This window comes from Cyclonatronum proteinivorum (assembly GCF_003353065.1).
Classification (GTDB): Bacteria; Bacteroidota; Rhodothermia; order Balneolales; family Cyclonatronaceae; genus Cyclonatronum; species Cyclonatronum proteinivorum.
In genome coordinates, this window is sequence record NZ_CP027806.1 from 448705 (window position 1) to 475075 (window position 26371).

Annotated in this window: 22 protein-coding genes; 10 read left to right on the forward strand and 12 right to left on the reverse strand. The window is 51.4% G+C overall.

All coding sequences use genetic code 11. The features are described from left to right. Positions 1–192: 192 nt before the first annotated feature. A complete protein-coding gene (locus CYPRO_RS01660) occupies positions 193–2373 on the reverse strand; it encodes a glutamine synthetase III family protein (protein ID WP_114982909.1) in 2181 nt (726 codons plus the stop codon). A gap of 343 nt (positions 2374–2716) precedes the next feature. On the opposite strand from CYPRO_RS01660, the gene CYPRO_RS01665 reads away from it, so the two are divergent. The 3 genes from CYPRO_RS01665 to CYPRO_RS01675 are packed head-to-tail and all read left to right on the forward strand — an operon-like array spanning position 2717 to position 6122. After that, entirely contained in the window at positions 2717–3634 is a 918-nt protein-coding gene (locus tag CYPRO_RS01665; RefSeq protein ID WP_270049190.1) for a 1,4-dihydroxy-2-naphthoate polyprenyltransferase, read from the forward strand. A 3-nt stretch (positions 3635–3637) separates the two neighbouring features. After that, positions 3638–4717 carry an o-succinylbenzoate synthase gene (menC, locus tag CYPRO_RS01670; RefSeq protein ID WP_114982911.1) on the forward strand — a complete coding sequence of 360 codons (1080 nt, stop codon included), beginning with the start codon at positions 3638–3640 and terminating at the stop codon, positions 4715–4717. Further along, entirely contained in the window at positions 4701–6122 is a 1422-nt protein-coding gene (locus CYPRO_RS01675) for a class I adenylate-forming enzyme family protein (protein WP_114982912.1), read from the forward strand. The genes menC and CYPRO_RS01675 overlap by 17 nt, the downstream gene beginning before the upstream one ends. A 693-nt stretch (positions 6123–6815) precedes the next feature. On the opposite strand, the gene purB is transcribed toward CYPRO_RS01675, so the two are convergent. From purB to CYPRO_RS01690, 3 genes are all read right to left on the reverse strand, one after another. Continuing rightward, on the reverse strand, positions 6816–8108 hold the full coding sequence (gene purB, locus CYPRO_RS01680) for an adenylosuccinate lyase (RefSeq protein ID WP_114982913.1): 1293 nt from the start codon (positions 8106–8108) through the stop codon (positions 6816–6818). A 73-nt stretch (positions 8109–8181) separates the two neighbouring features. Continuing rightward, complete coding sequence (locus tag CYPRO_RS01685) at positions 8182–9588, reverse strand: hemolysin family protein (RefSeq protein WP_240644808.1); 1407 nt, start codon at positions 9586–9588, stop codon at positions 8182–8184. Positions 9589–9885: 297 nt separating this feature from the next. After that, the gene (locus tag CYPRO_RS01690; RefSeq protein WP_114982914.1) at positions 9886–10362 is read right to left on the reverse strand and encodes a single-stranded DNA-binding protein; all 477 of its coding nucleotides are present in this window, start codon (positions 10360–10362) and stop codon (positions 9886–9888) included. A gap of 449 nt (positions 10363–10811) precedes the next feature. Here CYPRO_RS01690 and CYPRO_RS01695 point away from each other — a divergent pair, with 449 nt between their 5' ends. The 4 genes from CYPRO_RS01695 (at position 10812) to CYPRO_RS01710 (ending at position 15083) form a co-directional block, all read left to right on the forward strand. Beyond that, positions 10812–11144, forward strand: coding sequence for an ArsR/SmtB family transcription factor (locus CYPRO_RS01695; RefSeq protein ID WP_114982915.1), 333 nt, complete (start codon positions 10812–10814; stop codon positions 11142–11144). Between the two features lie 279 nt (positions 11145–11423). After that, a complete protein-coding gene (locus tag CYPRO_RS01700) occupies positions 11424–11897 on the forward strand; it encodes a peroxiredoxin (RefSeq protein WP_114982917.1) in 474 nt (157 codons plus the stop codon). Between the two features lie 23 nt (positions 11898–11920). After that, positions 11921–14539 carry a type I DNA topoisomerase gene (gene topA / locus CYPRO_RS01705; RefSeq protein ID WP_114982919.1) on the forward strand — a complete coding sequence of 873 codons (2619 nt, stop codon included), beginning with the start codon at positions 11921–11923 and terminating at the stop codon, positions 14537–14539. A gap of 31 nt (positions 14540–14570) precedes the next feature. Continuing rightward, positions 14571–15083 (forward strand): hypothetical protein, encoded by a 513-nt coding sequence (locus tag CYPRO_RS01710; RefSeq protein WP_114982921.1) that lies wholly within the window; start codon positions 14571–14573, stop codon positions 15081–15083. Positions 15084–15342: 259 nt separating this feature from the next. Here CYPRO_RS01710 and CYPRO_RS01715 read toward each other — a convergent pair whose 3' ends face one another. Together CYPRO_RS01715 and CYPRO_RS01720 are read right to left on the reverse strand one after the other, a co-directional pair. Next, entirely contained in the window at positions 15343–15831 is a 489-nt protein-coding gene (locus CYPRO_RS01715) for a GNAT family N-acetyltransferase (protein ID WP_114982922.1), read from the reverse strand. A 388-nt stretch (positions 15832–16219) separates the two neighbouring features. Next, complete coding sequence (locus tag CYPRO_RS01720) at positions 16220–17044, reverse strand: alpha/beta fold hydrolase (RefSeq protein WP_114982924.1); 825 nt, start codon at positions 17042–17044, stop codon at positions 16220–16222. 215 nt (positions 17045–17259) lie between these two features. On the opposite strand from CYPRO_RS01720, the gene CYPRO_RS01725 reads away from it, so the two are divergent. The 3 genes from CYPRO_RS01725 to CYPRO_RS01735 all read left to right on the forward strand — a co-directional run bounded on the left by CYPRO_RS01725 (position 17260) and on the right by CYPRO_RS01735 (position 20822). Further along, on the forward strand, positions 17260–17955 hold the full coding sequence (locus CYPRO_RS01725; RefSeq protein WP_114982926.1) for a ComEA family DNA-binding protein: 696 nt from the start codon (positions 17260–17262) through the stop codon (positions 17953–17955). A 263-nt stretch (positions 17956–18218) separates the two neighbouring features. Beyond that, positions 18219–19769, forward strand: a complete 1551-nt coding sequence (gene porX, locus CYPRO_RS01730) for a T9SS response regulator signal transducer PorX (RefSeq protein ID WP_114982928.1) — start codon at positions 18219–18221, stop codon at positions 19767–19769. A 414-nt stretch (positions 19770–20183) separates the two neighbouring features. Next, positions 20184–20822 (forward strand): class I SAM-dependent methyltransferase, encoded by a 639-nt coding sequence (locus CYPRO_RS01735; RefSeq protein WP_114982930.1) that lies wholly within the window; start codon positions 20184–20186, stop codon positions 20820–20822. A gap of 45 nt (positions 20823–20867) precedes the next feature. Here the strand turns inward: CYPRO_RS01735 and CYPRO_RS01740 are convergent, their stop codons facing one another. The 6 genes from CYPRO_RS01740 to CYPRO_RS01765 all read right to left on the reverse strand — a co-directional run bounded on the left by CYPRO_RS01740 (position 20868) and on the right by CYPRO_RS01765 (position 26354). After that, complete coding sequence (locus tag CYPRO_RS01740) at positions 20868–21569, reverse strand: M48 family metallopeptidase (protein ID WP_114982932.1); 702 nt, start codon at positions 21567–21569, stop codon at positions 20868–20870. Between the two features lie 28 nt (positions 21570–21597). Continuing rightward, positions 21598–23079: a glutamate--tRNA ligase gene (gene gltX, locus CYPRO_RS01745; RefSeq protein WP_114982934.1), complete on the reverse strand. Its 1482-nt coding sequence runs from the start codon at positions 23077–23079 to the stop codon at positions 21598–21600. Positions 23080–23192: 113 nt separating this feature from the next. Beyond that, the gene (locus CYPRO_RS01750) at positions 23193–23966 is read right to left on the reverse strand and encodes an exodeoxyribonuclease III (RefSeq protein ID WP_114982935.1); all 774 of its coding nucleotides are present in this window, start codon (positions 23964–23966) and stop codon (positions 23193–23195) included. A 67-nt stretch (positions 23967–24033) separates the two neighbouring features. Next, positions 24034–25278, reverse strand: a complete 1245-nt coding sequence (tyrS, locus tag CYPRO_RS01755) for a tyrosine--tRNA ligase (RefSeq protein ID WP_114982937.1) — start codon at positions 25276–25278, stop codon at positions 24034–24036. Between the two features lie 62 nt (positions 25279–25340). Beyond that, positions 25341–25880 carry a CvpA family protein gene (locus tag CYPRO_RS01760; RefSeq protein WP_114982939.1) on the reverse strand — a complete coding sequence of 180 codons (540 nt, stop codon included), beginning with the start codon at positions 25878–25880 and terminating at the stop codon, positions 25341–25343. 12 nt (positions 25881–25892) lie between these two features. Beyond that, the gene (locus CYPRO_RS01765; RefSeq protein WP_114982941.1) at positions 25893–26354 is read right to left on the reverse strand and encodes a GatB/YqeY domain-containing protein; all 462 of its coding nucleotides are present in this window, start codon (positions 26352–26354) and stop codon (positions 25893–25895) included. Between the last annotated feature and the right edge of the window lie 17 nt (positions 26355–26371).

Here is a 26371-nt window from a genome sequence, read left to right on the forward strand (position 1 = left end):
AACGATTTTCCGATAGAAAATGGTTTTTGTGTATAAAGGAAGTATTTGATTTTATGCTGCATTTTACTCAATTGGCATAATAATAAATTAATGCAATTAAGCAACCGTTTTTTACCGGATTAAGCGCTTTTTCTGCAAAAAAAAAGGCGGCACTCCCGAAAGAATGCCGCCCTAAAATAATTCAGCTGCAACCTACTTGATAAAGAGCATGTCTTTGTAGGTAGGCATTGGCCAGTAATCGTCTGCAACGTAGCGCTCCAGACGATCTGCAATTTCTCTTACTTTGTTCATTGCAGGAATGACGTTGGTACGCATGTGCTCGGCTTTCTCATGTTCCGTGTCGCCGCCCAGCTCTGCATTTTGGGCAATGAGGGCTCCGTTGGCTTCAATGAGGGCGTCAAGCTCACTGGCGAGATGATCCGCCACGCGCTTGGTCCCTGCGATAGCAAATCCGAGCTTGTCACCACGATCAAGCGTAGCTGCGAGCTCATTGAGGTAGCGAATTACCGATGGGATAATCATGGTCTGAACCATAGACGCGGTGGTTTCGCCTTCAATGTTGATACCTTTGAAATACTGATCTACAAAGATTTCAAAACGGGATTCCAGCTCTGCCTTGCTGAGTACGCTGTATTTCTCGAAAAGCGCAGCATTGTCGTCGCTCTTCAGGTATGGCAGGGCGTCCATGGTGGTTTTCAGGTTCAGCAATCCGCGCTTGGCTGCTTCTTCCTGCCACTCATCAGAGTAGCCGTCGCCATTAAAGAGGATGGGGTAGTGTGCGTTGGTAACCTGTGTAAGTACTGTTTTGAGAGCTGTTTCGAAGTCTGCGCTCTTAAGCTGCTCATCAAGTAAGTCACACATGTGGTCGATAGCTTCCGACATGATGGTATTCAGCACGGTAACCGGGAGGGAAACGGACTGCGCAGAACCAACCGCGCGGAACTCAAACTTGTTGCCGGTGAAGGCAAAGGGGGATGTTCTGTTCCGGTCGCCCGCGTGCTTCGGAAGCGCCGGAAGTACCGGTGTTCCCAAACCAAGCAAGCCGCCTTTCTTAGAAGACTTCAGGTCGCCTGACTTAATCTGAGCGTAGATGTCGTCAAGCTGATCGCCGAGGAAGATGGAGATGATCGCTGGCGGCGCTTCATTGGCACCGAGACGGTGATCATTGCCGGCTGAAGCAATTACGGCGCGCAACAGATCCTGATGTTTATGCACAGCTGAAATAACAGCGGTACAGAAGAACAGGAACAGCATGTTGGAATGCGGGTCGTTGCCCGGCTCCATCAGGTTCATTCCATCGGAAGTGCTTACGGACCAGTTGGTATGCTTGCCACTACCGTTGAGGCCTGCGAAAGGCTTCTCGTGCATAATACAGACCAGGTCGTATTTGCGGGCCACTTTCCGGAGCACAATCATCATCAGCTGCTGATGATCGGCTGCAACATTGGAAGTTTCGAAGATCGGTGCGATTTCGTACTGTCCCGGCGCAACTTCATTGTGACGCGTTTTAACAGGCACACCCAGGCGGTAAAGTTCTTTCTCCACATCAAGCATGTAGGAAAGCACGCGGTCCTGAATAGAGCCAAAATAGTGATCGTCCAGCTCCTGACCTTTCGGCGGAACCGCGCCAAACAGAGAACGACCGGCCATCACGAGATCCGGGCGGCGATAGAAAAATTCTTTGTCAATCAGGAAGTACTCCTGCTCAGCGCCCACGGTTGAAACAACACGGGTTGCATCAACATCGAAGTATTTGAGGGCGCGGAGTCCGGCTTTATTGAGTGCTTCTGCTGAACGCAGGAGCGGTGTTTTGTGATCGAGTGCTTCACCTTTCCAGGAAACGAAGGCCGTTGGAATACAAAGCGTCGCACCGTTTTCATTTTCCATGATAAAGGCAGGGGAAGTCGGATCCCAGGCTGTGTACCCGCGAGCTTCAAAAGTCGGGCGCAGACCGCCGCTCGGGAAGCTTGACGCATCGGGCTCACCCTGAATGAGTTCTTTGCCGGAAAACTCAGCAACGGCACCGCCGCCCTGATTTGGCGTAATAAAGCTATCATGCTTCTCAGCCGTATGACCTGTAAGCGGCTGGAACCAGTGCGTGTAGTGCGTAGCGCCGCGCTCAGTTGCCCAGTTTTTCATTACAACCGCTACCGCGTCTGCAACATCGGGATTCAGAGGTGCATTTTCTGTTATGGTTTTTTTGAGCTCCTTCCAGATTTGCTTGGGAAGGCGGGCCTTCAATTCTGTCAGATGAAGTGCGTTTTCACCGAAAATATGGAGAATATCGAATGACTTATCGCCGGGACTCAGAGAGCCGTTACCCGGTGATTTGACGGCAGCAATTGCATCGAATCGTTTGAAAGATTTACTCATAATTGGATCTTGGATTAGTTTTGTGGTGCCGGCTGCGCTTTGCGCCGATCTGATTCGGTGTCAATAATAAGGCAATTTTTATTAATTGCCATATTTTTTTAAGCCATCCGTAATGACGTCCAAACTTTGGCAGGTTGCTATTGGTATTCAAAGCCGAAAAGCGCTTTTTTGGATATAATCGGTTCTGACCCATACCTGACTCTTTCTGGAGAGTTTATAGGTAAAAGCGGGCCCCTTAAACTAAAAATGCCTCTGCGGCTTTTATTGGAATGATTTTACGGATGAATCAGTATTTTCAGATTCAATCTCTCTGTCTGATTCAAAACTGTTCAAACCCGACTTTGTGACCCTAACTGATTCTGCTCTTCAGCAAACTCCATCGCAGGCTTCCGTCTGGATTTCGGCCATGCGTCCGAAAACTCTGGCCGCAGCTTTTGTTCCCGTACTCATCGGGGGAAGCCTTGCCTACAGCCACGACAGCTTTCTGGTACTGCCCACCCTTGCAGCCCTGCTTTGTGCTTTCCTCATACAGATCGGGACCAACTTCGCCAACGATTACTACGACCATAAAAAAGGAGCCGACACCGATAAGCGTATCGGCTTTGTAAGGGCAACATCTGCCGGACTCATCGCACCCGAAGCCATGCTGCGGGCGACCATCCTCACCATGGCCGCCGCCTTTGTGCTGGGACTCTACCTCGTGTGGCACGGCGGCTGGGTGATTCTGCTCATAGGCGTACTCTCTATCATTTTCGGCATTTTATACACAGGCGGCCCCTACCCGCTCGGGTACAATGGCCTTGGCGATGTGTTCGTGTTTCTGTTTTTTGGCTTCATAGCGGTGATGGGCACCTACTACATCAACACCTTCGAGTGGTCCGCACAGGCTTTTTGGGCATCCATTGCGGCAGGGGCACTTTGCACCAACATCCTTGTGGTCAACAACCTGCGCGATGTGGATGAAGACCGGCAAACCGGCAAGCGCACCCTCGGCGTACTCTTCGGCGACAAAGCCCTCAAAATCGAATACGGTCTAATGCTTGCCCTCGCCTTTGCCATTCCGCCGCATTTTTTGGTGCAGGAAGGTTTCGGATGGCAAGTACTTCTCCCGATGGTGCTGCTGCTGCCGGCCGCGGTGCTCTACCGTAACGTGCTCATCGTACCCGACAAGCGTGCCCTGAACAAGACCCTCGAGAACACGGCGCAGTTTATGGCCGCTTTCGGCATTTTCTTCTCGGTAGGCCTTGTGCTTGGGGCCTGATTTATGAAACTAACGGCCTGCACATACAAGATTCCTTTCCGCGCGCCCTTCCGAACCGCAGGCCATTACTTTGCACACCGCACAGGGCTGCTGTTTTTTTTAGTGTATGATGATGGCTCCCAGATCGTATCAGAAGCCGCGCCGCTTCCGGGTTTTTCCGAAGAAACCCTGGAAGATGTGCTCCGCTACCTTTCAGACCATCCGGACTGGTACAGCTTTCTTGATGACGCGCATCTACCCGGCTTTGAGACAAGCATACCGGCTTCCCTGCAGTTCGCCTGCTCCGTACTCTGGCTGAAGCATAAGGCGAAACAATCCCAAACCAACATCGCTGTCTTGCTCGGTGCGGCTCCTTCCGACAGCCTCGCCGTAAATGCCGCCATCGGACTCGGTACAACGGAAGATCTCATCCGCAAAACCGAAGAAGCGGCAGCACAGGGCTATCGCACCATTAAATACAAAATCTCCGGTGAAGGCACCACGCTGTTCGAAGCCCTCAGTCACCTCAGGGAATCGCAGCCCGGGCTCAGGTTCCGGCTCGACGCCAACGGCTGCTGGCAGCCCGATGAAGCCGCAAGCGTTCTCCGAAAGTTTGAAGGCTTCGGCATTGAGTACTGCGAACAGCCGGTAAGTCCCGCCGACGATCAGCGCCTGAACCGGCTTCGAAGCCTCACGCGCATTCCTGTCGCAGCCGATGAATCTGCCCGCACCCTCGCCGATGTGAAGCGCATTATAAAGGAGAAACTCGCGGACGTTCTCATCCTCAAGCCCATGATTTGCGGCAGCGTTGGGAACCTGCTCGATATCCTTAAAATGGCTGAAAGCGCCGGGCTTTGCACTGTTTTCACGACCTCGCTCGACAGCGCCATTGCGCGCCGCGATACCGCCCTGCTCGCTTCAGCTTTGTGCAAAACGGATACCGCACACGGCCTCTCAACCGGCGCCCTGCTTGCAAGCGACACCCTCACCAACGCGGATCCCATCGAAAACGGACGCTTCCTCACCGGGAGCATTCCTTTAACCCTCAACCCCGACCTGCTGAACTTCAGCTTACTGGAACAAGTCTATGAACGTGCCCTTTGATTTCCGGCCCCCTTCCCCTTTTATGTTTGCTGCCGGAAAAGCGGGGCTACTTGAACTCCGCTCCACGCGGGAGTCGGTTTTCAGAATGGCCGCGGTTATCCGGCAGTGGTACGACCGGTACAGCACCGAGCCGGGACAGCCGCTGCAGTTTCCGGCAGGTCACCCCATGACCCCCGAATTTATCGCCGCCTGCTGGCACGCGGGCGTTCCCTATTGGATTGAGCCTGCCGCAACGTTGCCCGGACTCACGGAGCGTGCAAGCCGTTTGCTCAATCCGCTGCCCTACCGCTGGCGGGACGCCCTCAATGAGTATCTCGACTGCAACGGGGATGATTTTGCTGCGCCGTTTTTTTCACCTGAGCCCGATGCCGTTTTCAGCTACCTGTTCACCTCCGGAAGCAGCGGAGCGCCCAAGCTCGTCGCCCTGCGCCGTTCGCAGATGCTCGCAGCCTTCAAAAGCATGGTAGCGGGCCTGCTCCCAGACAAACTCGAATGCTGGCTGCTCTGTCTTCCGCTCAACCATATTGGCGGCGCAGCGGTCGTGTTGCGTTCCTGGCTGAACGGCAACTCCGTTGTTGATGCCCGTATGGCCTCCTACGAAGACATCCTCGCACAGCTTTCCGGCAATGAGTCGCTCGCGCTGGCTTCGCTCGTACCTTCTCAGCTCGACAAGCTGCTGGATCTCGGCGGCCCAAGCATAGTGCACCCCAACTTCAAAGCCGTGCTGCTTGGCGGCGGACCCTCGCCAAATGCCCTCATCGAAGAAGCCCGCTCCCGCGCCGTGCCTGTGATGAAGAGCTACGGCATGACCGAAACCTGTGCACACGTGATCAGCGTACCCGCGGATGCGCTTCACAACGCGCCTTTTGGCTGCAGCGGCAAGCCCAACGCAGGCCATGAAATCCAAATCCGGGATGAATTCGGGGCCATGCTCCCAGCCGGGGAAACCGGTCTGCTTTGGGTGCGGGGCCCGCAGCTCATTAACGGCTACGCCGACGCCCCTGCCGGCACCGAGGCCGCCTTTGATGCCGAAGGCTGGTTCTGCACCGGCGACTACGCCCGCACCGATGCCGACGGCTGGGTCTATATCGAAATGCGGCGCTCCGATCTCGTCGTAAGCGGCGGTGAAAACATCAACCCCGGAGAAGTTGAAGCCATTTTGCGCAGCGAAATTGCGGGTATCACAGACATCGTCATTGGCGGACTGCCCGATGCCCGGTGGGGACAGAAGCTTGTCGCATGGCTGGTGCTCGAAGGCGAAAAGCCCGACCCCGTGGCCCTGCGCCGCACCCTCAAAAAAGTGATGCCCCCCTACATGGTCCCCGCCGAATTCCGTTTCCCCGCCCAGATTCCCCGCAACGAAATGGGCAAAATCCAGCGCGAAGCCCTCAAAAACCTGTTCTGACGAGCGGCTGGTAAAACCCATCAAACCGGTGCCGCGAACCAAAAAAACGCGCATTCCCCCGCAATCGTCGTCGCAACCGTATGGGCGCACCCTTGTAGTCGCCCAACGAAGTCCCGAACAAGGCAAGGCGCCGCGCCCAAACCGGGATGTAAAAAAAGTTCCGGGCATTCCCCGCAATCGTCGTCGCCAACAGTATGGGCGCACCCTTGTGGTCGCCCAACGAAGTCCGGAATTAGGCACGGTGTCATGCCGAGACCGCCGTGCCATGTGCGTTCAGGTGCATGTCACGAATCCGATTTTTTCAAACGACATCCTTTCGGGTGTCTCCGACGGACACATCATGCCTGCGGCATTCCCAAATGGGGGGGGGCGGTTTTTCTACCCACAGGGCGTCCCTACAGGACGCTGTTTGGAAAACGGGGTACTATTTCAATCAGCGATGCCGGAATACTCTGCGCAAATCCGACCCAATCCGGAAAACCCGTGTGTGGTCATCTCAATGTTTATGTCAGGGATGGAGGGCTTTGCCATCCTCCCAAAAAGCAAGGGCTTTCGCGTTGATTTGGGATTTCTCCCAAGCACGAAAGACCGTGATGCTCTCGGCGTTTCCTCCAAAAAACACCGCAGGAACTACTCTGTAGCGCGTTTTCAGGCCGGATTTTTTTTCGGGTAAACCGGGGTGATGAGCTGCCGCTACAGTCCGACGCGGCTAAAGATGCGGTCGACCTGCGCCATGTGGTGACCGAGGTCGAAGGCGTCTTCTACTTCGGCTTCGGTGAGGTAGCTGCGCACGGCTTCGCTGCCCTGTATGAGCGGCTTGAGGTGCGTTTGCTGCTCCCAGGCCTGCATGGCGATGGGCTGCACGGTGTCGTAGGCCTGCTCACGACTGATGCCTTTGTCAATCATTTTGAGCATGATCCGCTGCGAGAATACGAGGCCATGCGTGAGATCAATGTTGGCTCTCATGCGGTCGGGGAACACGACGAGCTGCTCCATCACGCGGGCGAAGCGGTGCAGCATGTAGTCGAGGAGGATGGTGGCGTCGGGCAGGATGATGCGCTCGGCGGAGGAGTGCGAGATGTCGCGCTCGTGCCAGAGCGGCACGTTTTCGAAGGCGGTGACCATGTAGCCGCGAATGACGCGCGCGCAGCCGGTGATGTTTTCCGAGGAAATCGGGTTGCGTTTGTGCGGCATGGCGGAGGAGCCTTTCTGACCTGCAGCGAAGTATTCTTCGGCTTCGCGGGTTTCGCTTTTCTGAAGATGACGCACTTCAACGGCCATTTTTTCGAGCGTTGAGGCGATAGTCGCCAACGTGGCCATGTAGAAGGCGTGCCGGTCGCGCTGCAGGGTTTGGGTCGAAATTTCGGCGGCTTTGAGACCGAGAATGCGGCAGGTGATTTCTTCGACTTCCGGCGGGATGTTGGCGAAGGTGCCTACTGCGCCGGAAAGCTTTCCGACTTCGACATCCGCGGCAGCGAGTTCGAAGCGTTTTTGGTTGCGCTTCATTTCGGCGTACCAGAGCGCGCATTTGAGGCCGAAGGTTGTGGGCTCGGCGTGAATGCCGTGGGTGCGGCCCATCATGACGCTGTGTTTGTGCTCCCGGGCTTTGGCAGCGAGCACGTCGCACATGCGCGTGAGGCCGGTTTCGAGAATCGCGTTCGCTTTTTTGAGCCGGACGCCCCAGGCGGTATCAACCACATCGGTGGAGGTGAGGCCGTAGTGTACCCATTTTTTCTCGGGGCCGAGCGTCTCGGAAACAGCCCGGGTGAAGGCGACGACATCGTGGCGCGTAACGGCTTCGATTTCGCGGATGCGGTCGATGGAGAACCCGGCGTTGGCGTACAGGGCGTCCACGTCTTCAGCGGGAATGTGCCCCAGCTCACTCCATGCACGGCAGGCTGCGAGTTCCACATCAAGCCAGGCCTGAAACTGCGCCTGATCGGTCCAGATTTCGGCCATCTCGGGCCGGCTGTATCTTTCAATCATAAAATTTTTTCGGACTTAGTTTTGCAGAAGGATGTTTGGTAGGGGAGATGTCATCATCCTTCAAAAATAAAAATTAATCGGAGCCGCTGCCTTCGCTGGAGGTGTCGTCGTTTTCTTCCTGAGGCAGCACATGCACTCTGATTTTGCGGATGCGGTTGTTTTCGGTTTCGTGAACGTTGAGCTCGAGGCCTTTGAAGGTGACCTGTTCTCCTTCTTCGGGGATGCGCTCGGTGAGGTGGTAAATCAGACCGCCGAGGGTTTCATACTCGTCTTCGTCGGTGGTGAGATCGTAGCCCAGAATCTGGGCGACATCATCGAGATCGACCCGTGATTCAAAAATGTAGTCGCCGCTTTCGGTGCGCGTGAACAGCTCTTCGGTATCGCTGTGTTCGTCGTGGATTTCCCCGATAATTTCTTCGAGGATGTCATCCATGGTGATGAGCCCTTCCGTGCCGCCGTACTCATCAACGACGATCGCAACGTGCGTTTTTTCGCGCTGGAAATCGCGAAGGAGGTCGTCGATTTTCTTGGTGACCGGCACAAACAGGGCTTTGCGCGCATTGGCCTGCCAGTTGATTGCCGTGCTCTCCTGATTGGGCAGCAAAAAGGGCAGGATGTCTTTGGCGTGAATGATGCCGGTGATGGTATCGAGGTCGCCGTCGTAGAGGGGAAAGCGGGAAATGCTTTTTTCGCGGATGAGCACGAGCACATCGTCGAGGGTGGCTTCGGTAGAGATGGCAAACATGTTCACGCGGGAGGTCATGATTTCCTTGACCTGCGTGTTGCTAAATTCGATTACGTTTTCGATGATTTCCCGTTCTTCGCCTTTGAGGGTGCCCTGCCGCTCACCGACTTCGGCAATGGCTTTGATGTCTTCCGAGCTGATTTCATCCTGTTGGGTGGGGATGCGGGCTTCGAGCTTGGCCGCTGATTTTGCGATGATGCGGGCCAGTGGTGAGAGGATCACGAAGAAAACGTAGAGCAAGCCGCTGAGACGGCGCGATACGGTGTAGGTGTTTTTGAGCGCCAGAATTTTGGGCGTGATCTCGGTGAGAATCACGATGGTGAAGGTGAGCACCAGAATTTCTGCTGAGAAAACCAGCCACTTGGGCAGATCGAAGGCGATGATCAGCTTACCGGTCACAACGGCGGCAAAGACGGCGGTCACGATGTTGGCCGTAGTGTTACCTATTAATATGGTGGCAAGAAGGCGGCGGGGCTCATCGAGCATGCGCTTCACGCGCAGTTCCGGGCGGTCGAGCTTGCGCTCTTTATCGTTGAAGCGTGTTGTGTTTTGCTGGGAGAAGTAAGCGACTTCCGATCCGGAAAAGAAGGCCGAAAAAATGAGGCCCAGCACAATCACAAGCAACTGCAGTCCGGTTTCGACAGGATCAAGGGCATTGAGTTTGCCGATGGATTCGGCTTGCACCTGGGCTGCAGCGGTGCTGAGTTCTAAAAAAAGTAAATGCGGAGGCTCCAACGGAACAGTTTAGTTAGATATCGGTAGGCACCTGAACAGGGTATCGGATGCATTGCCAACAAATTTCAGGATCACTTTAGCCCTGATGTTACAACAGCGCAAATATACTAATTAACCCGCTGACTTATAATCTTCGCTTTGTCAGCGGGAATATTCCTGGTGAATGATGCGGGTTAAACCGGGAATTTACGAAGCAAACCTGACGGAACACAAAGTACCGGATCATCAAAAATGAAAAAGCCCGGACCGGTTTGTTCCGGTTCGGGCTTTTTTGGGAAGAGCTAAGGGGTGGACGGATCAGAAGGGCAGGTCGTCATCCACATCGTTGAGCATGTTCTCGTTGAAGTTGTTGACATCACCCGTTGCTGCCATGTTCGTGTTTTGTTTGGAAGACGGCTGACTGTAATTGTTGCTGCTACTGCCGCTGTTTCCGTCGCTTTGATTTGGGGGGGACAACAAAACGATATTGAGGGCTTTGATTTCGGTTGTGTACCGTTTTTGACCTTCCCGGTCTTCCCATTGACGGGTCTGAATCGGGCCTTCGAAGTAGGCTTTGTTACCTTTCTTCAGATAGTTTTGGCAGAGTTCTGCAAGTTTGCTCCAGGCTACGACTCTGTGCCATTCTGTTCTTTCCTGCATTTCACCGTTGTTGTCACGGTAGCGCTCGGACGTTGCCACGCTTAATGTTGCAACCGCAGTGTTGTTAGCTGTGTAGCGCACTTCAGGGTCAGCACCAAGGTTACCGATGATCATTGCTTTATTTAGACTTGACATAATGATGTCTCCGATTGGTTTGTGATTTATTGATTTGGGCTATTGATTCTGAATGTTCAAAAACCTTACAGTCTCTTTTTAAAAAAAATTGCGGCCCGGGGATGAGTTGTCATCGGCATGGTACAACATCTGCCAGGCCGGTTGCTTTCATACCTGTTATTCATGGTAGGTCCGAATGCTTTGTAAGTTAGGATATGAAGTGTTCAAGCCAAAATACCGGCAGCATGAAAATGCGCGTAATCTTTGGGACAGAGGATGCCGGTTTGACAGGTATTGGTCGGCAGTTATTTTGGGCAACTGCTGTACGGCACGCGCACTCAAAATTACTGCTTAGTTATACAGTCGTCTTTTTTGTAAATTAGGAAACTGCTTCTTTCACCTTCATGTCATAATCTTAACAGCGCGAACGGCACCATCATTTACCCAACCTTTTATATCAGACCGTACCCATGGCCAAACTAAACGACCAAACGCTTGAACACGTAGCCCAGCGATTTAAAATTTTAGGCGAGCCGATGCGGCTTCGGCTCCTTGCCTGCCTTCAGCAAGGTGAGCGCTGCGTGCAGGACCTTGTGAGCGAAACAGGTGCTGGTCAGGCCAATGTTTCCAAGCACCTTTCCCTGATGATTTCACACGGCATTTTAGGACGTCGCAAAGAAGGTCTGCATGTGTATTACTTTATAGCCGATGATTCGGTCTATGATTTATGCGATTTGGTGTGTGAAAGCATTGCCGAAAAAGCCGAAGGCGTGCAGCGTCTTTTTTCTCAGGCCGGGGGGTAATTTTTTAGCTGTGATCAGCGATGTGCTATTCCTGCCCGTAGCATTTACGGGGAGGTGATTGGGTAATGAGGAACGTTTACGGAAGCGCCTGCCATTTTGAGCGGGTGTAGGTTTGGTGCAGCTACTCAGGCGTGAAGCTTGTGCATAAAGCTACTTTTTGGATAGCAAAAATGTATGCATTTTAGGTAGCCGTTGATCAAATGAGTCAGCGGGCCTGTGTTTTGCTGAGATGACCTGAACTGCTCAGATTCCACCCCCAATCTTAAAATTATTACAGTTATGGTAGCAAAGGGCGATAAAATAAACACCGATTTCACACTTAAAGTAGTGCGTGGTGGTGAAGAACAGGAAGTTCAGTTTTCTGAATTGCTGGATAAGCCGGCAGTCGTTTCGGTTTACATGAAAAATAATACGGGAAGCTGCGATAAACAGAATAAAAGCCTGGCAGAACATGCGCCGGTATTTGCCGAAAAAGGCTATAATCTGATTGCACTTTCCAAGGACAGCTGCGGGTCTCACAAAAAATATGCGGATAAGCTGGGCATAAGCTATATTTTGGCGTCCGACCCTGAGCATGCGTTTTCAAGTGCTACTGATTCCATCGTAGAAAAAAAGATGTACGGCAAAACCTATCAGGGGCCATCCCGTTCCGCTTTTGTCATTGATACGGACGGCACAGTGTTGGGAGTGATCGAAAAGCTCAAGCCAGCTGATCATGCCGCTGAGCTGATCGGGCTGATCGATTCTCTTTAATTTCATCACGCTTAAATCTCTTTATGAAATCCTTAGTTATAGTTGAGTCACCAACCAAAGCGAAAACCATCAAAAAGTATCTGCCCAAAGGGTACGTTGTCGATTCATCGAACGGGCACATACGCGATCTTCCGGCGTCTGCCAAAGAGGTGCCGGCCAAAGTAAAAAAAGAAAAATGGGCTTCGCTGGGGATTAACACCGAACAGGACTACGAGCCGCTGTATGTGGTCTCTACGCCGAAAAAGAAGGTGGTTAAAAAGCTAAAGGATTTAATAAAGGAAGCGGATGAGCTCATTCTGGCAACAGATGAAGACCGCGAGGGAGAGGGCATATCCTGGCACCTGAAAGAAGTGCTGAAACCCAAGGTTCCGGTTAAGCGGATGGTATTTCATGAGATTACTGAGGAAGCCATCAAGCGCGCACTTGGTGAATTTCGTGATATCGACATGAACCTTGTTGACGCACAGGAAACGCGCCGCATTATCGACCGGCTTGCCGGATATACCATCTCCCCGCTGTTATGGAAGAAAATTGCGCCGGGCCTGTCTGCCGGACGGGTGCAGTCCGTTGCGGTAAAACTTATCGTTGACCGGGAGCGCGAACGCATGCGGTTCCGCAGCGGAACGTACTGTGACCTGAAAGCGGTGCTCAACCCTGAGGGTAAAAAATCAACTTTTGAAGCCGAAATGAGCGAGCTCAACGGCAAGCGGCTGGCTTCAGGGAAAGATTTTGACGAAAACACCGGCAAGCTCAAAAAGCCCGACGCGGTCGAGCTGTTGAACATCGAACAGGCTGAAGCGCTCAAAGAACAGCTTTTGAGCAAAGCAAGCTGGCAGGTGCTGCAGGTTGATACCAAAGAGCAAAAACGCTCGCCGGCTCCGCCATTTACGACATCAACCCTGCAACAGGAATCCAACCGTAAGTTTGGGTTTTCTGCGGGAGATACCATGCGGGTGGCGCAGTCGCTGTATGAACAGGGCTTTATCACCTACATGCGTACGGACTCCACCTTCCTGTCGAATCAGGCCATTGCCGCTGCCCGTTCAGGCGTCAGCGCGCTGTATGGTGATGAATACCTGAGCGAAAAAGAAAGACGCTATGCTACCAAATCTAAGGCCGCACAGGAAGCGCATGAGGCCATACGACCTGCAGGCAGTCATTTCCGGGTTCCGAACGAAACCGGTTTGGACGGGCGTGAGCTGAAGCTTTACGACCTGATCTGGAAACGTACCGTTGCAACGCAGATGGCCGAAGCGCGCATAGCATTTACGAACGTGCTTATCTCAGGGCAGATCCCCCCAGCAAAGGATGTGCTGAGCGGCCCGCTTGAAGGAAAATCCAGGCCCGACGGCAGTCTCGAAGCCCGATTTAAGGCTTCCGGAAAGAAGATTCTTTTCCCGGGTTATTTCAGGGCTTATGTTGAAGGAAGCGACGACCCCGAAGCGCAGCTTGAAGATCAGGATAAGCCGCTTCCGGCGCTTAATGAAGCGGATGAGCTTGCCTGTAAAAAACTTGAGGCCGTAACACACGAAACCAAGCCGCCCGCCCGCTTCACGGAAGCAACACTAATTAAATTTCTGGAAAAAGAGGGTGTGGGCCGCCCAAGTACTTATGCTTCTATTATCGGCACCATTCAGGACCGGAAATATGCCCAAAAGGAAGGCTCTGCTCTGGTGCCTTCATTTACGGCCTTTGCCGTAACCGAGCTGCTCGAAACGCATTTCCCCGATGTTGTGGATACACACTTCACATCTGAGATGGAAAATCAGTTAGATGAAATCGCACACGGCAATTATGACCGCCTTTCCTATATCCGCTCTTATTTTGAAGGGGAAAAAGGCCTTAAAGAAAATGTGGAGAAACAGGAGTCGCAAATTGATCCGGCTCTTGCACGCCGAATCAATCTTCCGATTGAAGGCCTTGATGGCATAGAGCTTTTTGTAGGCCGTTTTGGTCCGTATGTGCAGCTTAAAAAGGATGAGGAAACGGTTTCGGCTTCCATACCTGAAAGCCTTGCGCCCTGTGATCTGACAGCGGACAAAATCAAGGAGCTGATTGAAATTTCTGAGGAGGGGCCGGATATTTTGGGTCAGGATCCGGAAACCGGTGAAAACGTATATCTTCTGATTGGCCGCTACGGGCCTTATGTTCAGTTGGGTGAGGTAACGGAAACCAATAAAAAACCCAAGCGCGGTTCTTTGCTCAAAGGCATGAGCCCTGAAGACGTAGACCTGAAGCTTGCGCTGAAGCTGTTGTCACTTCCCCGCACGCTGGGCAAGCACCCGGAAACCGGAGAGGACGTAAAGGCAGGTGTCGGAAGGTACGGACCCTTTATTCTGCACGACGGGAAGTTCAAGTCTCTTGGGAAGGATGACAACGTACTCGAAGTGAGCCTTGACCGTGCCCTTGAGGTGCTGGCCCAGCAAAAAACGGCCGGCAAAGGCAGGGGGCGCGGGAGCGCGTCGGTACTGCGCGAGCTCGGCGCCCATCCCAAAACAGGCGACGCCATCAACATACTTGATGGTCGTTATGGCCCTTACATCAAGTTTGGCAAGAAAAATATCAGCCTGCCCAAAAATGCTGATGCGCAGGCCTTCACACTCGAAGAGGCTGTCGAACTCATCAAACAAAAAACCAAATAACGCCCTTTATTAAGGTAACGAGTCCTGTTTTATGTCGGCAGTCGCTCAGGCATATTTTGAATACCCGCCCAACATTCAGGTGCTGGATTTGGCTACGCTTGTTTCAACCTACAGGCAACGGGGGGAAGCATTCAGTGTTCCGCCTGCAGAAATCGTCAGTTGTGCGGTAACGCGGCGTATCTTAAAACGCTCAAAGCGCTGGTTCGGGCTTCATTATTCCCAAAAAGCCTGGGACGCTCTTCTGACTACCGGCTCCGAGGGCTATCCCCTTACACCTGCGGAGTTTAATATACTCGGTCTTGCGGCGGCTCCGCCTGAAGACGCCGAAGCGCTTGCCCGGGATTTCGCCCAAAAAAATTGCGGCACGACCGCAGAGCTGGGGTATCTCATCATCAACGACCTGATTCAGTTTGGTTTCTTAAGCTCCCCTAATGATTATGAGCTGTATCTCACTGCGCGGGGTGAAATTGCCCTTGATGGTCTGTCGAGAAGGTTGTACGGGACGGCATTTGACGCGGAGCTTCTCTGGTATCAGCAAAGTTAAGCCGGGTAACTTGTTTCAGGTAAGTACGCACCCAACAGGCTTGAGGACGGCTATGAATGATTCGCCGGAATAAAGAAATGCCGCTTTTGTGGACGGCGGCATTTGTGAAGCCTGAAATACCGCGATTTGAAAGCCGTTATCCGTGATCGTTTTTTTTGATACAGCCCCATAAAAAAGCGGTTAAGCTTTCAGCCGGAAGGGCAGAAACTTAACCGTTTCATACAGGCCGGGTGACTTATGTCCGGGTGATTCCGCGGGATTATTTTCTAATGTAGATCATCTTTTGATGAGGCAGGCCTGCGTCATCATAAACACGCCCAACCGTGTTAAATCCGTATTTCTGATAAAACGGGATGGCGTGTGTCTGTGCACTCAGCTCTATAATGCGGCGTCCATCGGAAAAGGCTTTGTTCATCAGGTGAATCATTATCAGATGGCCGAGATATTTGCCGCGATAAGATTTTAGTACGCACATGCGTCCGAGTTTTCCATCCGGGGTAAGCCTGCCTGTTGCAACAGGCTTACCGGCATTGTTATACACCACGACATGATGTGAAACCGGATCATAGCCATCGACTTCTAATTCGATGGGTACTTTTTGCTCATGCACGAAAACACTGAATCTGACCTTAAGGAGGTCGTGCGAATGCTTGTGCCATGAAGCTGTTTTAACAGTGAAGTTCTTGAAGCGACCTGATCTGAGAAGCGATCCTTTTTTTCTTTGCGTTTTTGAATTTGCAGTCAACATAACAATCGATCTCCTTTAAGTTTATCATCAATTAGGCAATTTTCAGGGTATCGTACAAATAACTGCAGTTACAGACCTTTGTATATTTGTAATCAAGTAAGAAACCTGTCCCGTAGTTTCTCAGTGTAACTTGTTACAAACGTAGCTTATTACAGTATTGCTGACAAATATATTGCTTAGACAAGCATATATTGCCTGAGTTTTTTGGTGTTGAGTCCTTGAGGCTTGCAGATATAGGTATAACCCTTTGATTATAATAACTAAAAAAAGACCGGTTTATCTCAGAGATTTAGCCTTTTATTTGTAAAAATAATTTTTCTGCGTGTCTGCAGAAAGAATGAAGTGGCACTGAAAGAAATAAATATTTGATTTTTAGCGGTATAGGCTATCACTTGCTGTCGAAGTAAGCCTTTGAAATGGCCGCGAACTGTTGCGGCTGATCCAAAAATGCATAATGACCAGCTGATTTAATTTTGATCAGCACGCCATTTTTTAACCCCGCTTCCATGCGTTCAGCCTGATACAGCGGGGTTGCGTCATCGTTTTCTCCCCAAACAAGCAATACTTCGTGCCCGATAAGCGGTAAACACGGCTCCAGGTATTCCCTAACGGTTTTTACGAAAACTTCACGCATCACACCGTTCAGCTGACTGTAATCGGCGGAGCCCAGGGACTTCCACGCCGCTGTTTGCCGCATTCGTGCAAGTCCTTTTTCTCTCATACCCGGTGGCAGGAGCATAAACGGGGCTTTAAGCATTTTTGCGAGTGCCGTCCGGTAGTAGTAGCGCCAGCTGCGGCGCGGTTTCATGCCTGCGCCGCCCGTAATCAGGACTTTATTGAAATGGCTTGCGTATTGCGGGTCAGACAGGAGTTTCAGCATTACCCTTGCGCCAAAAGAGTGCGCAATCACCCCAACCGGCCGATCCCCAAAAAGCTCCTTTTTCAGGGCAAAGGTGAAGCGGGCATAGGCGGTGACATCCCAGGCTTCATCAGGTGCAGCCGTTTTTCCAAAGCCCGGGAAGTCTGGCAACACACAGCGAAAGTTGTTTCCCAGTGCAGCCGCAAGGCCCGCCATAGTATCAGCGCTGCATCCCCATCCATGCAGAAAAAGAATAACATCCCCATTTGCAGAACCATATTCTTTGAGGCGCACTTTCAGCCTGCCAACTTCGGCAAACTTCTCAGCCGGAACACCTTCACTCAGTATTGCCATAAATGCTGTCGGGTGGTTTTTATTTAATTTGTTTTAATTTCACGGGCACACCTTACCAGGAATTCTCCCATTGCACGGCCACAGGATACAGCTCCAAAAATAATGTGCATTTTAGCCCAAATTTAATTAAATAGCGGCTATTAAATTCAGCTTAATACCATGAATTCCAAAGTGTTCTTTTTCTACATCACAACTAACTAAAGACTTTATCTGCCATGAAAAGATTTCTTTACTTTCTCACGGACCGGCTACAGATAACGTATTATGAGCGAATCAGTGTACTCACCCTTGGAGGGCTTTTCATTCTTCTGTTAACTATCAATCAATTATACAAACCGGCGGTAGCTTTCTCTGAAGAAGACTACGCTGAAGTTATTGCTGACTTCCACGCGAGGCTTGAGCTGCGTGAAAGCGAGCGGCAGGAACTTTTAGCAAGATACTATCCGGAAGCAGAACCTTCAGCTGTTGCGGAAGCTGAGATTACATCCGTAGATAGTCCGGACTCAGGCCCGGCGCGGCTGCAAGGCGCAAGCCGATCGCCCGCGCAGGAACAGACTGTACAGCAAGCGTCTCCGGCAAGCACCCCGGCTGTTCTTTCAGCAGAAACAGCTTCTGAAAAAAACACGGCTGAATCCGACAATCTTGTTTCAGCTGACAATCTTACTGAAAGCGCGGCAGTTGTTACCCCGACATCGGTTGCATCAGATTCAAAGATAAACATCAATACCGCTGATACAGATGAGCTTGTTCAGCTGCCGGGTATAGGACCCGCTATTGCAGCCCGCATCATTGAATACAGAAATGAGTTTGGTCCTTTTGAAGAAATCAGCGAAATAAAAAATGTACGCGGGATTGGACAGGCCCGTTTCGACGCTATCAAAGACTACATCACGACCGGAAAAGACGACTAACCCGCATTATTCACCAAGAAATTTTCTTGCTGGCAAGGCGAAGATGAAAACTCAGCGGAAGGTTACCTAAGTACCCGGAGCATGAGTTTTAAGCTTCAACGCGGCCAGCGGGGAAATTTCGCAGCCATTGTAACGTAGCCAAATTTAAGTAACCGTAACTTTTCACTAAGCTAAATTTAAACTATCATTTAGGCAAGCAAACACTTTTCATTGTGAATAATGCGGGCTAATAAGCACGCTTCACATTTTAAACTATATCATCAATGAGTATTCGCATTTTATGGGCTGACGATGAAATCGATCGCCTGAAACCACACATTATGTTTCTGGAAAACAAGGGGTTTGAGATGATTCCCGTAACCAACGGGGAAGACGCCATCACCTTGGTTGAAAAAGAAGCCTTCGACCTTGTTTTTCTGGATGAGCAAATGCCCGGCATGGACGGGCTGACAACACTCGGCAAAATCAAAAAAATCAATCAGCAGATTCCTGTTGTGATGATTACCAAGAGTGAAGAAGAATTCATCATGGAAGACGCCATCGGGTTTAAAATAGCCGACTACCTGATCAAGCCGGTCAACCCGAACCAAATCTTACTCACCATCAAGCGCATTCTTGATCAGAAAAGGCTTACAAATGAAAAGTCAGCTCAAAATTACCTGCAGAGTTTTCAGAGTATCAGTGCGCAGATTCAGAGCCGGCCGGACTGGTCGGAGTGGATCTCCATTTACAGCGCCCTGACCAACTGGGAGCTTGAGCTCGAAAAAGGCGATGAAGGGCTGTTGCAGGTTCTGTACGATCAGATTCAGCAGGCTAACACGGAGTTCGGCAAGTTCATCGACAGCGAGTATCAGTACTGGCTCACCAAGGAAGCCGATGAGCGTCCGCTACTCTCGGTTGATATCGTTAAGGAATACATTCATCCGCACATTGGCGGGGACTATGACAGCAATTTCCTGTTTTTAATCGACTGCATGCGCTATGATCAGTGGCTCGTTTTTGAACGGTTGCTCCGGGAGTTCTATCATATCGATACCGACTTTTACTACTCCATCCTGCCCACCGCTACGCCTTATTCCCGCAATGCCATCTTTGCCGGTCTGTATCCCGCAGATATCGAAAAGCATTATCCGCAATTCTGGAAAAATGCTGAAGGAGATGAGTCATCCCTGAATCAGGACGAGCCCGACCTTCTGCGCGAACAGCTGCGGCGCCTGGGGCACGGTTTTGAGCCGCGCTATGAAAAAGTGCTGCACAAAGAAGAAGGGAAAAAGATTGCAGACCGGATTATGAACTACGTACAGAACCCCGTAAATGCTTTTGTTTTTAATTTTGTGGATACCCTTGTGCACTACCGGTCGGATTCGGACGTGCTCAAAGAAATTGCGCCGGATGTACCGGCATTCCGCTCTCTTGCCCGCACCTGGTTTCAGCACTCCAATTTGCTGCAGATTCTCAAAGACCTGAGCACGAAGAACGTGCGCATTGTGATTACCACCGATCACGGCTCGGTAAGGTCGCTGCGGGATACCAAGGTACTGGGCGACCGCAACACTTCCACAAGCCTGCGCTACAAATTCGGGCGGCACTTAAAGGCAGACAAGAACGCAGCCATTATAGTCGATAACCCGGCTGATTACCGGCTTCCCCGCATTAATTCGAGCACTAATTACATCATTGCCAAAGAAGACTACTACTTTGTCTATCCTACGAATTATCACCGCTTTCAGAACAAATACCGCGACACCTTTCAGCATGGCGGCGCTTCAATGGAAGAGATGATTCTGCCGGTTTCGGTGCTTACCCCAAAGTAAGGTAAGGCGCCCCCTGATTAGCCTGCACGATTCACCGGAAAAACCCGCTGTAAATCATGCGGGCTAAATTATTAATTGGTGATACAGTTTTTAACCCGCATTATTCACCAAGAAATTTTCTTGCTGGCAAGGCGAAGCTAAAAACTCAACGGAAGGGTACCTAAGTACCCTGAGCATGAGTTTTCAGCTTCAACGCAGCCAGCGGGGAAATTTCGCAGCACAAGAATCACTTCGCTCGGTGCGCAGTGTCTTCACACCACACTGAAATTTGGGCCGCTGGTGTCTTTCACTAAGACTTATTCAAACTTAGGTTCAGCAAATAAATTCTATTTAATTGTGAATAATGCGGGTTAATCATTATAATCAGACCATTCTTTTCTAATCTCACGTACCTTTCCACGAAACAACAGCATTTTGAATCCGATTCTGTACTTCATTCGGGACATCAGAAAAACAGGCGCGGTTGCGCCAAGCTCGAAATACTTATGCAGCGACATGGTTCGCTTTCTTTCAGAAAAAGTACAGCAATCTTCCAGGCCCCTTCGGATTCTTGAACTCGGACCCGGCACCGGCACGCTTACAAAAGCTATTCTCCGCGTGATTCGCCCGCAGGATTCACTCGATCTCGTGGAAATCAACCCGCACTTTTGCCGTATGCTTCGCCGGGAGTTCCGGCACCCAAACATGCAGGTACACTATGCCGACCTTTTGGAATTCAACCCTGAAGAAAAATTCGACTACATTTTTTCAAGTATTCCCTACGAGAGTATTCCGGAAGAAGTAAGCAAAGGCATGTGGGAGCAAAAACTGAAGCTATGCAAACCCGGTGGCCTTATCTCTTATTACAAGTACGTGAACTTCAATCACTTCCGCTGTAAGTTCGAAAAGGAGCTTGTTGAAACCTGTAGTATTGACCGCTCCTTTGTGATTCGCAATTTCCCGCCTGCACAGCTGTTCACGCTTCGGATTGGAAAAGAACCAGAAGCCGCTCCTGCACCGGTCAAGCTTGCCCGGAAGAAAAACAGCAAACCCCGCTTTATGCTCACTGCCTGAATCAGGTGTGTAATTCCAGGTGAGATCGCTAAAAACGGAGCAAAATCAGGGATTTTGAAACGCAACAGGTCCGTTTTGCTTCAGCCAGCGCTCCGCTTCATGCCGCCGTGGATACAGTGAATCAACCAACGCCCAAAACTCCGGACTGTGGTTCATGTGCCGCAGATGGCACAGCTCGTGCACGTAAATGTAGTCCTGTACAAAACGCGGGCACTTGATCAGGCGCCAGTTCAGATTGATGTTACCCTTGGAAGAACAGCTTCCCCACTTGGTCCGCTGACTCCGAATGGTCACTTTGTGAAAGCTGAAATTGAATTCCTTTGCTTTCGCGATAAGCCTTTTGCCAATGTGTTGCACGGCCCAGTTTGAATACAGCCAGGTATAGAGACTTACACCGGGCTTCTCATATTTACTGATTTCTATTTTGAAGCGACCCTTCTCCAGTTCAAAGCGGGTTTGCGGGGCATTTTGGATGATATCCACCGGTACCCACTCCCCATCATAGAGCAAAAAGCCTTCATCAAAGCGGTTCAGCGATTTTACTTGCTCCTTTCGTGCGTTCAGTTTGTGAAGGTTTTCCTGTACCCAATCCCGTTTTTCATCCAAAAAGCCTTGCAGCTCCCCGTCGCTCACGCGGGATGGACCCGAAACAATGACCTCGTTCGGCTTTACCCGAATACGGATATGTTTCTGATTGCGGCGCCGCTCAAAGCGTACGACTCCGGTAAGTTTATCTTTGTGCTTCATGGAATACAGGAACTAATTCGCTCGCAGTTTAGCTGCCCAGTTTTTCTGTCGCGGTCCTAAGCCGGCTGATGACCTCCTCTTTGCCCAGGAGCTGCATGGTTTGAAACAGGTCAGGACCGCCGCCCAGCCCGGTAACTGCAATGCGTACCGGCAGCATGAGTTTGCCCATGCCTACCCCGGCATCCTCAACCACAGAAACCAGCGCGGCCTTCAGCTCAACGGCCCCGAATTCAGAAAGGCCGTCAATGGTGCGAATATACGTATTTACCAAATCAGCGGTATTTTCTTTCCAGGCTTTTTTGACCGGTTTCTCTTCGTAGGTATCCGGTGCCCCGAAAAAGAAAGAAGCTGCCTGCGGAAGCGCTGAGATGGTTTCAATACGCTCGGCCATCAGCCGAATAACGCCGGCGATAAAGGCATCGTCGCATCCAGAGCCAAGGCCCTCCTTTTCAAGTATATAGCGTGCGGCAGGCACCAGGCTTTCAGGGGCTTTGGCCCGCAGATACTGCGCGTTGAACCAGTGCAGCTTATCTTTGTTGAAAACCGCTCCGGATTTCCCCACACGTGCCAGGTCAAAAACCTCACACAGCTCATCCAGGGTAAACAGCTCACGTTCATCCCCGGGATTCCATCCCAGGAGTGCCAAAAAGTTAATAAGGGCCTCCGGCTCGTAAAACGCTTCGGCGTAGTCGCACACATTTACCATAATGCCCTGTTCCTCCGCCTTGCGTTTACTGAGTTTTCCGCCCGCAGGCGACATGATCAGCGGCAGGTGTGCCATCACGGGCGGCGTCCATCCCAACGCACGGTACAACAGCACATGCTTGGGCGCACTCGGCAGCCACTCCTCTCCCCGAATCACGTGACTAATGGCCATCTCGTGATCATCCACTACGTTAGCAAGGTGATAGGTCGGCAGCCCGTCTGATTTCATGAGCACCTGATCATCAACCTCAGACGTATCAAAACGAACGTGACCGCGCACCAGGTCATCGAACGCGATGGTCTCGCCCACGGGTACTTTCAGCCGGATAACGTAGGGCTCCTCCGAGCGCAGACGCTCCTGCACTTCTTCTTCCGGCAGGGTCAGGCTGTTTTTCATTTTGTTCCGGATGATAGCATCGTAGCGGAAGGTTTCCCCCTCGGCCTCCCGAACCGCTTCAATTTCCTCCGGGGTATCAAAAGCGTAGTAGGCCTTGCCGGACGCCACAAGTTCCGTGGCGTAGCGCCGGTACAAATCGGACCGCTCGCTCTGCCGGTAAGGTCCGCATGCGCCCGGCACTTCCGGACCCTCATCAACCGCAAGTCCGGCCCACTTCAGGGAGCTGAGAATGTCTTTCTCGGCATCCGCAACGTAGCGCTTTTGATCTGTGTCTTCAATGCGCAGCACAAAAGTGCCTCCGTTGCGACGGGCAAACAAATAGTTGTACAGGGCCGTACGCAGCCCGCCAATATGCAGCAAGCCGGTTGGTGAAGGTGCAAAACGAACGCGAACAGGTGTGGATGACATAGGGAAAAGAGACGGTTGATTTTAAAAATTGAAAGGAAAAAAGGTGCCCGGTAAGAAGTTCTGAAAGGGCGGTTTTTTTGTATCGATGGAAGGCTTCACAAGCCTGAACATACTCAGAATTCGTAAACCACGGAAACCGGGGCGTGATCGCTCATATCCTGGGAAAACTCGATTTCGGCGGATTTCGCCGCATTGAACATGGCTTCATTCCCAAGCTGATAATCCAGGCGCCAGCCTTTGTTGCGGCTCTTGGAAGCGGCACGGTACGACCACCAGCTGTAAGTATCGGTCAGATCCGGGTTCAGCTCACGAAAGATGTCGCGGTACCCCAACTCAAGAAAGTCCGTGAACCAGGCCCGCTCTTCCGGCAAAAAGCCCGAAGTATTTTTATTACGCACGGGATCGTGAATATCAATTTCGGTATGCGCGATATTGTAGTCGCCGCACAGAACCAACGGCTTGGCATCTGCAAGCAATTCCCTGCCAAACCCATTGAGCACATCCAGAAAGCGCATCTTCACTTCCTGACGCACATCACCGGTTGTGCCGCTTGGCAGATAAAGCGAAAGCACCCGGCAATCGGGGTATTCATGCATCAGCACGCGCCCTTCGCTGTCAATCCAGTCAATGCCAATGCCGGTTTTGACCTCGATGGGTTCTGTGCGGGAAAGAATGCCGACGCCGGAATATCCTTTTTTCTCCGCCGAATGCCAGCTTGCGTGATAGCCCAGCGCGTGTATTTCATCCGGTATCTGATCCGGCTGCGCCTTGGTTTCCTGCAGACAGATGATATCCGGCTGGGAAGCCTTCACCCAGTCAGAAAACCCCTTCTTTTCCGCCGCGCGGATTCCGTTAACATTGTAGGTACTAATTTTAAGTTGTGGCACAGTTCAAGTCTAAATTTTAGGTTCAGCTATTTCTGAGCATTTAGGTCTGGCTAAGCAATTGTGTCTATTACCAAACAAGCTTTTTTGTATTTGGATTGGGGGGACTAACCAAGCGGCCAAACTTGCGCTTGCCAACCTTGAGCACCAGCGCTTCACCGCCGGAAAAAGTTACTTCATAATTCACATCATCAATATTTTCACCATCAAGTGAAACGCCACCTTGCTGAATCAGCCGGCGCGCCTCGCCGTTGCTGGGAGCAAACTTCACCTCTTTAATCAGATGGATGAGCTTGTGTGTTTGCCCGCTCTCAAAAGTGAATTCCGGCATTTCATCCGGGATTTCTTTGTTGATGATGGTTTTCTCAAAATGATCCCGGGCGGCATCAGCTGCCCCGGCATCGTAGTACATGCGGGTAACGGTCCATGCCAGCTCGTGCTTGCTGTTGCGGGGATCAGCAGCGGCTTTTGCTTTCAAGGCCGGTAAATCCTGCACCGGAATATCGGTAAGCAGCTCATAATAGGTGTAGATCAGTTCATCCGGTACCCGCAGCATCTTGCCGTACATGTCGTTGGGGGCGTCATTTAAACCGATGTAGTTGTCATAGCTTTTCGACATTTTCTGCACGCCGTCGGTTCCGACAAGCAACGGCATCATAAGGCATACCTGTTGTTCGAGTCCCGCTTCCTTTTGCAGATGACGCCCGACCAGCAGGTTGAACTTCTGATCAATACCGCCAAGCTCAACATCAGATTTCAGATGAACGGAATCCTGACCCTGCGCCAGCGGATACAAAAACTCATGCAGGGCGATGGGATCTTCGTTTTTAAACCTATTGGTAAAATCATCCCGCTCAATCATCCGGGCAAGGGTGTAATTGGAAGCAAGCTTGATGACGTCTTCAAAGCTCATCTTCCCAAGCCAGTCTGAGTTGTACACAATCTCTGTTTTCTCAGGATCGAGAATTTTGGCCGCCTGTTCAAAATAAGTTTGTCCGTTTGCCCGCACATCTTCAACCGTAAGCGCGGGACGCGTTTTGTTCTGACCGGTCGGATCACCAATCATCCCGGTAAAGTCACCAATAATCAGGATGGCGTGATGGCCCAAATCCTGAAACTGACGCAGTTTGCGCAGGATTACCGAATGACCAAGATGTAAGTCAGGACGGGTAGGGTCGCACCCCAGTTTTATGCGCAGCGGCTTCCCCGAATCGTAGGATCGCTGTAATTTATTCTTCAGCTCCTCTTCGGGGATGATTTCTGTCGTTCCCCGACGAATAATTTCAAGCTGTTCACCAACGGGTAAAAAAGACATGTAGGTAATTTAGGAATTGAATTTGTTCTGAGTGGAAAAGGATCTGCCGGAGCTTACCAAAGCTAATCCGGCTGTAAGCGGCGGAGTGCATCTTCAATTGATTCCGCAAAGCTATCGGTATTGGGGTAAACGTGTGCAAGAAGATCATAGGCCATGGGTGCAACCTGCACAACAATCGGATAGAGCACGGAAGACTGCCGGGCTTCTTCCGAAGGCTGTTCAAAGGCAAGCAGCAGGATGAAAATCAGGCTCAGGAATAGGCCTGATTTGAAAAGCCCGAAACACATGCCCAGCAGTTTGTTCGGAACCGAAAGAAGAGCAGCTTTCAGAATGCCCTCCAAAAGCCTGATCAGCAGCTGCATACCGCCGAACACCAGCCCGAAAATGATGATGAATGCCAGAACCGAAAGCCAGACTTCTTCGGTAACGATATAGGGTTCGAGCCAAAAGCGCACCTCCGTCATATACCGGAATCCCAGAAACAGGGCCAGCAGCACGCCGCCGAGCCCCAGTACCTCCCGCAGCAGCCCGTTTCGGAAGCCCGAAAACGCAGCTACAGCAAGCGGCACCAGAATCAGAATATCGATGAAGGTAAGCGCCATAGCGTAGTGGCCTTAGGGGGCAAGCTTTTCTTTCACTACCGTATTGACGAGTTTGCCGTCAGCTTTGCCTTTTACTTTTGGCATGAGCTGTCCCATAACCTTTCCCATATCTTTCATGCCGCTTGCACCGGTTTGGGCAATCACTTCCGAAACGATGGCTTCAATTTCATCTTTCGTGAGTTGTTTAGGCAGGTAGGCTTCGATAATGGCGAGCTCCTGTTCTTCAACTTCTGCAAGGTCTGCGCGGCCCGCATTGCGGTATTGTTCAAGGGAGTCGCGCCGCTGTTTAGCCGCTTTGGTAATGACTTCCAACACGAGCTCATCGGTAATTTCACTGCGCTCCCCGCCGGTGCGGTTGGTAATTTCTTTTTCAAGTATGCCGGATTTCAACGAGCGAAGCACAAGCGTGCGGCGCTCCTCGCGGGCTTTCATCGATTCTTTCAGATCTGCCAGAAGGGTGTCGTAAAGTGCCATTGTGTTGAATGCTAAGG

Bases quoted from the DNA above. Each gene is read 5' to 3' on its own strand.
- CYPRO_RS01710 (WP_114982921.1), top strand. From the start codon at position 14,571: ATGTCGGCAGTCGCTCAGGCATATTTTGAATACCCGCCCAACATTCAG.
- CYPRO_RS01720 (WP_114982924.1), bottom strand. From the start codon at position 17,044: ATGGCAATACTGAGTGAAGGTGTTCCGGCTGAGAAGTTTGCCGAAGTT.
- CYPRO_RS01765 (WP_114982941.1), bottom strand. From the start codon at position 26,354: ATGGCACTTTACGACACCCTTCTGGCAGATCTGAAAGAATCGATGAAA.
- purB (WP_114982913.1), bottom strand. From the start codon at position 8,108: ATGATTGAAAGATACAGCCGGCCCGAGATGGCCGAAATCTGGACCGAT.
- porX (WP_114982928.1), top strand. From the start codon at position 18,219: ATGAGTATTCGCATTTTATGGGCTGACGATGAAATCGATCGCCTGAAA.
- CYPRO_RS01725 (WP_114982926.1), top strand. From the start codon at position 17,260: ATGAAAAGATTTCTTTACTTTCTCACGGACCGGCTACAGATAACGTAT.
- CYPRO_RS01690 (WP_114982914.1), bottom strand. From the start codon at position 10,362: ATGTCAAGTCTAAATAAAGCAATGATCATCGGTAACCTTGGTGCTGAC.
- CYPRO_RS01760 (WP_114982939.1), bottom strand. From the start codon at position 25,880: ATGGCGCTTACCTTCATCGATATTCTGATTCTGGTGCCGCTTGCTGTA.
- tyrS (WP_114982937.1), bottom strand. From the start codon at position 25,278: ATGTCTTTTTTACCCGTTGGTGAACAGCTTGAAATTATTCGTCGGGGA.
- CYPRO_RS01715 (WP_114982922.1), bottom strand. From the start codon at position 15,831: ATGTTGACTGCAAATTCAAAAACGCAAAGAAAAAAAGGATCGCTTCTC.
- CYPRO_RS01675 (WP_114982912.1), top strand. From the start codon at position 4,701: ATGAACGTGCCCTTTGATTTCCGGCCCCCTTCCCCTTTTATGTTTGCT.
- CYPRO_RS01700 (WP_114982917.1), top strand. From the start codon at position 11,424: ATGGTAGCAAAGGGCGATAAAATAAACACCGATTTCACACTTAAAGTA.
- CYPRO_RS01740 (WP_114982932.1), bottom strand. From the start codon at position 21,569: ATGAAGCACAAAGATAAACTTACCGGAGTCGTACGCTTTGAGCGGCGC.
- menC (WP_114982911.1), top strand. From the start codon at position 3,638: ATGAAACTAACGGCCTGCACATACAAGATTCCTTTCCGCGCGCCCTTC.
- CYPRO_RS01660 (WP_114982909.1), bottom strand. From the start codon at position 2,373: ATGAGTAAATCTTTCAAACGATTCGATGCAATTGCTGCCGTCAAATCA.
- CYPRO_RS01695 (WP_114982915.1), top strand. From the start codon at position 10,812: ATGGCCAAACTAAACGACCAAACGCTTGAACACGTAGCCCAGCGATTT.
- gltX (WP_114982934.1), bottom strand. From the start codon at position 23,079: ATGTCATCCACACCTGTTCGCGTTCGTTTTGCACCTTCACCAACCGGC.
- topA (WP_114982919.1), top strand. From the start codon at position 11,921: ATGAAATCCTTAGTTATAGTTGAGTCACCAACCAAAGCGAAAACCATC.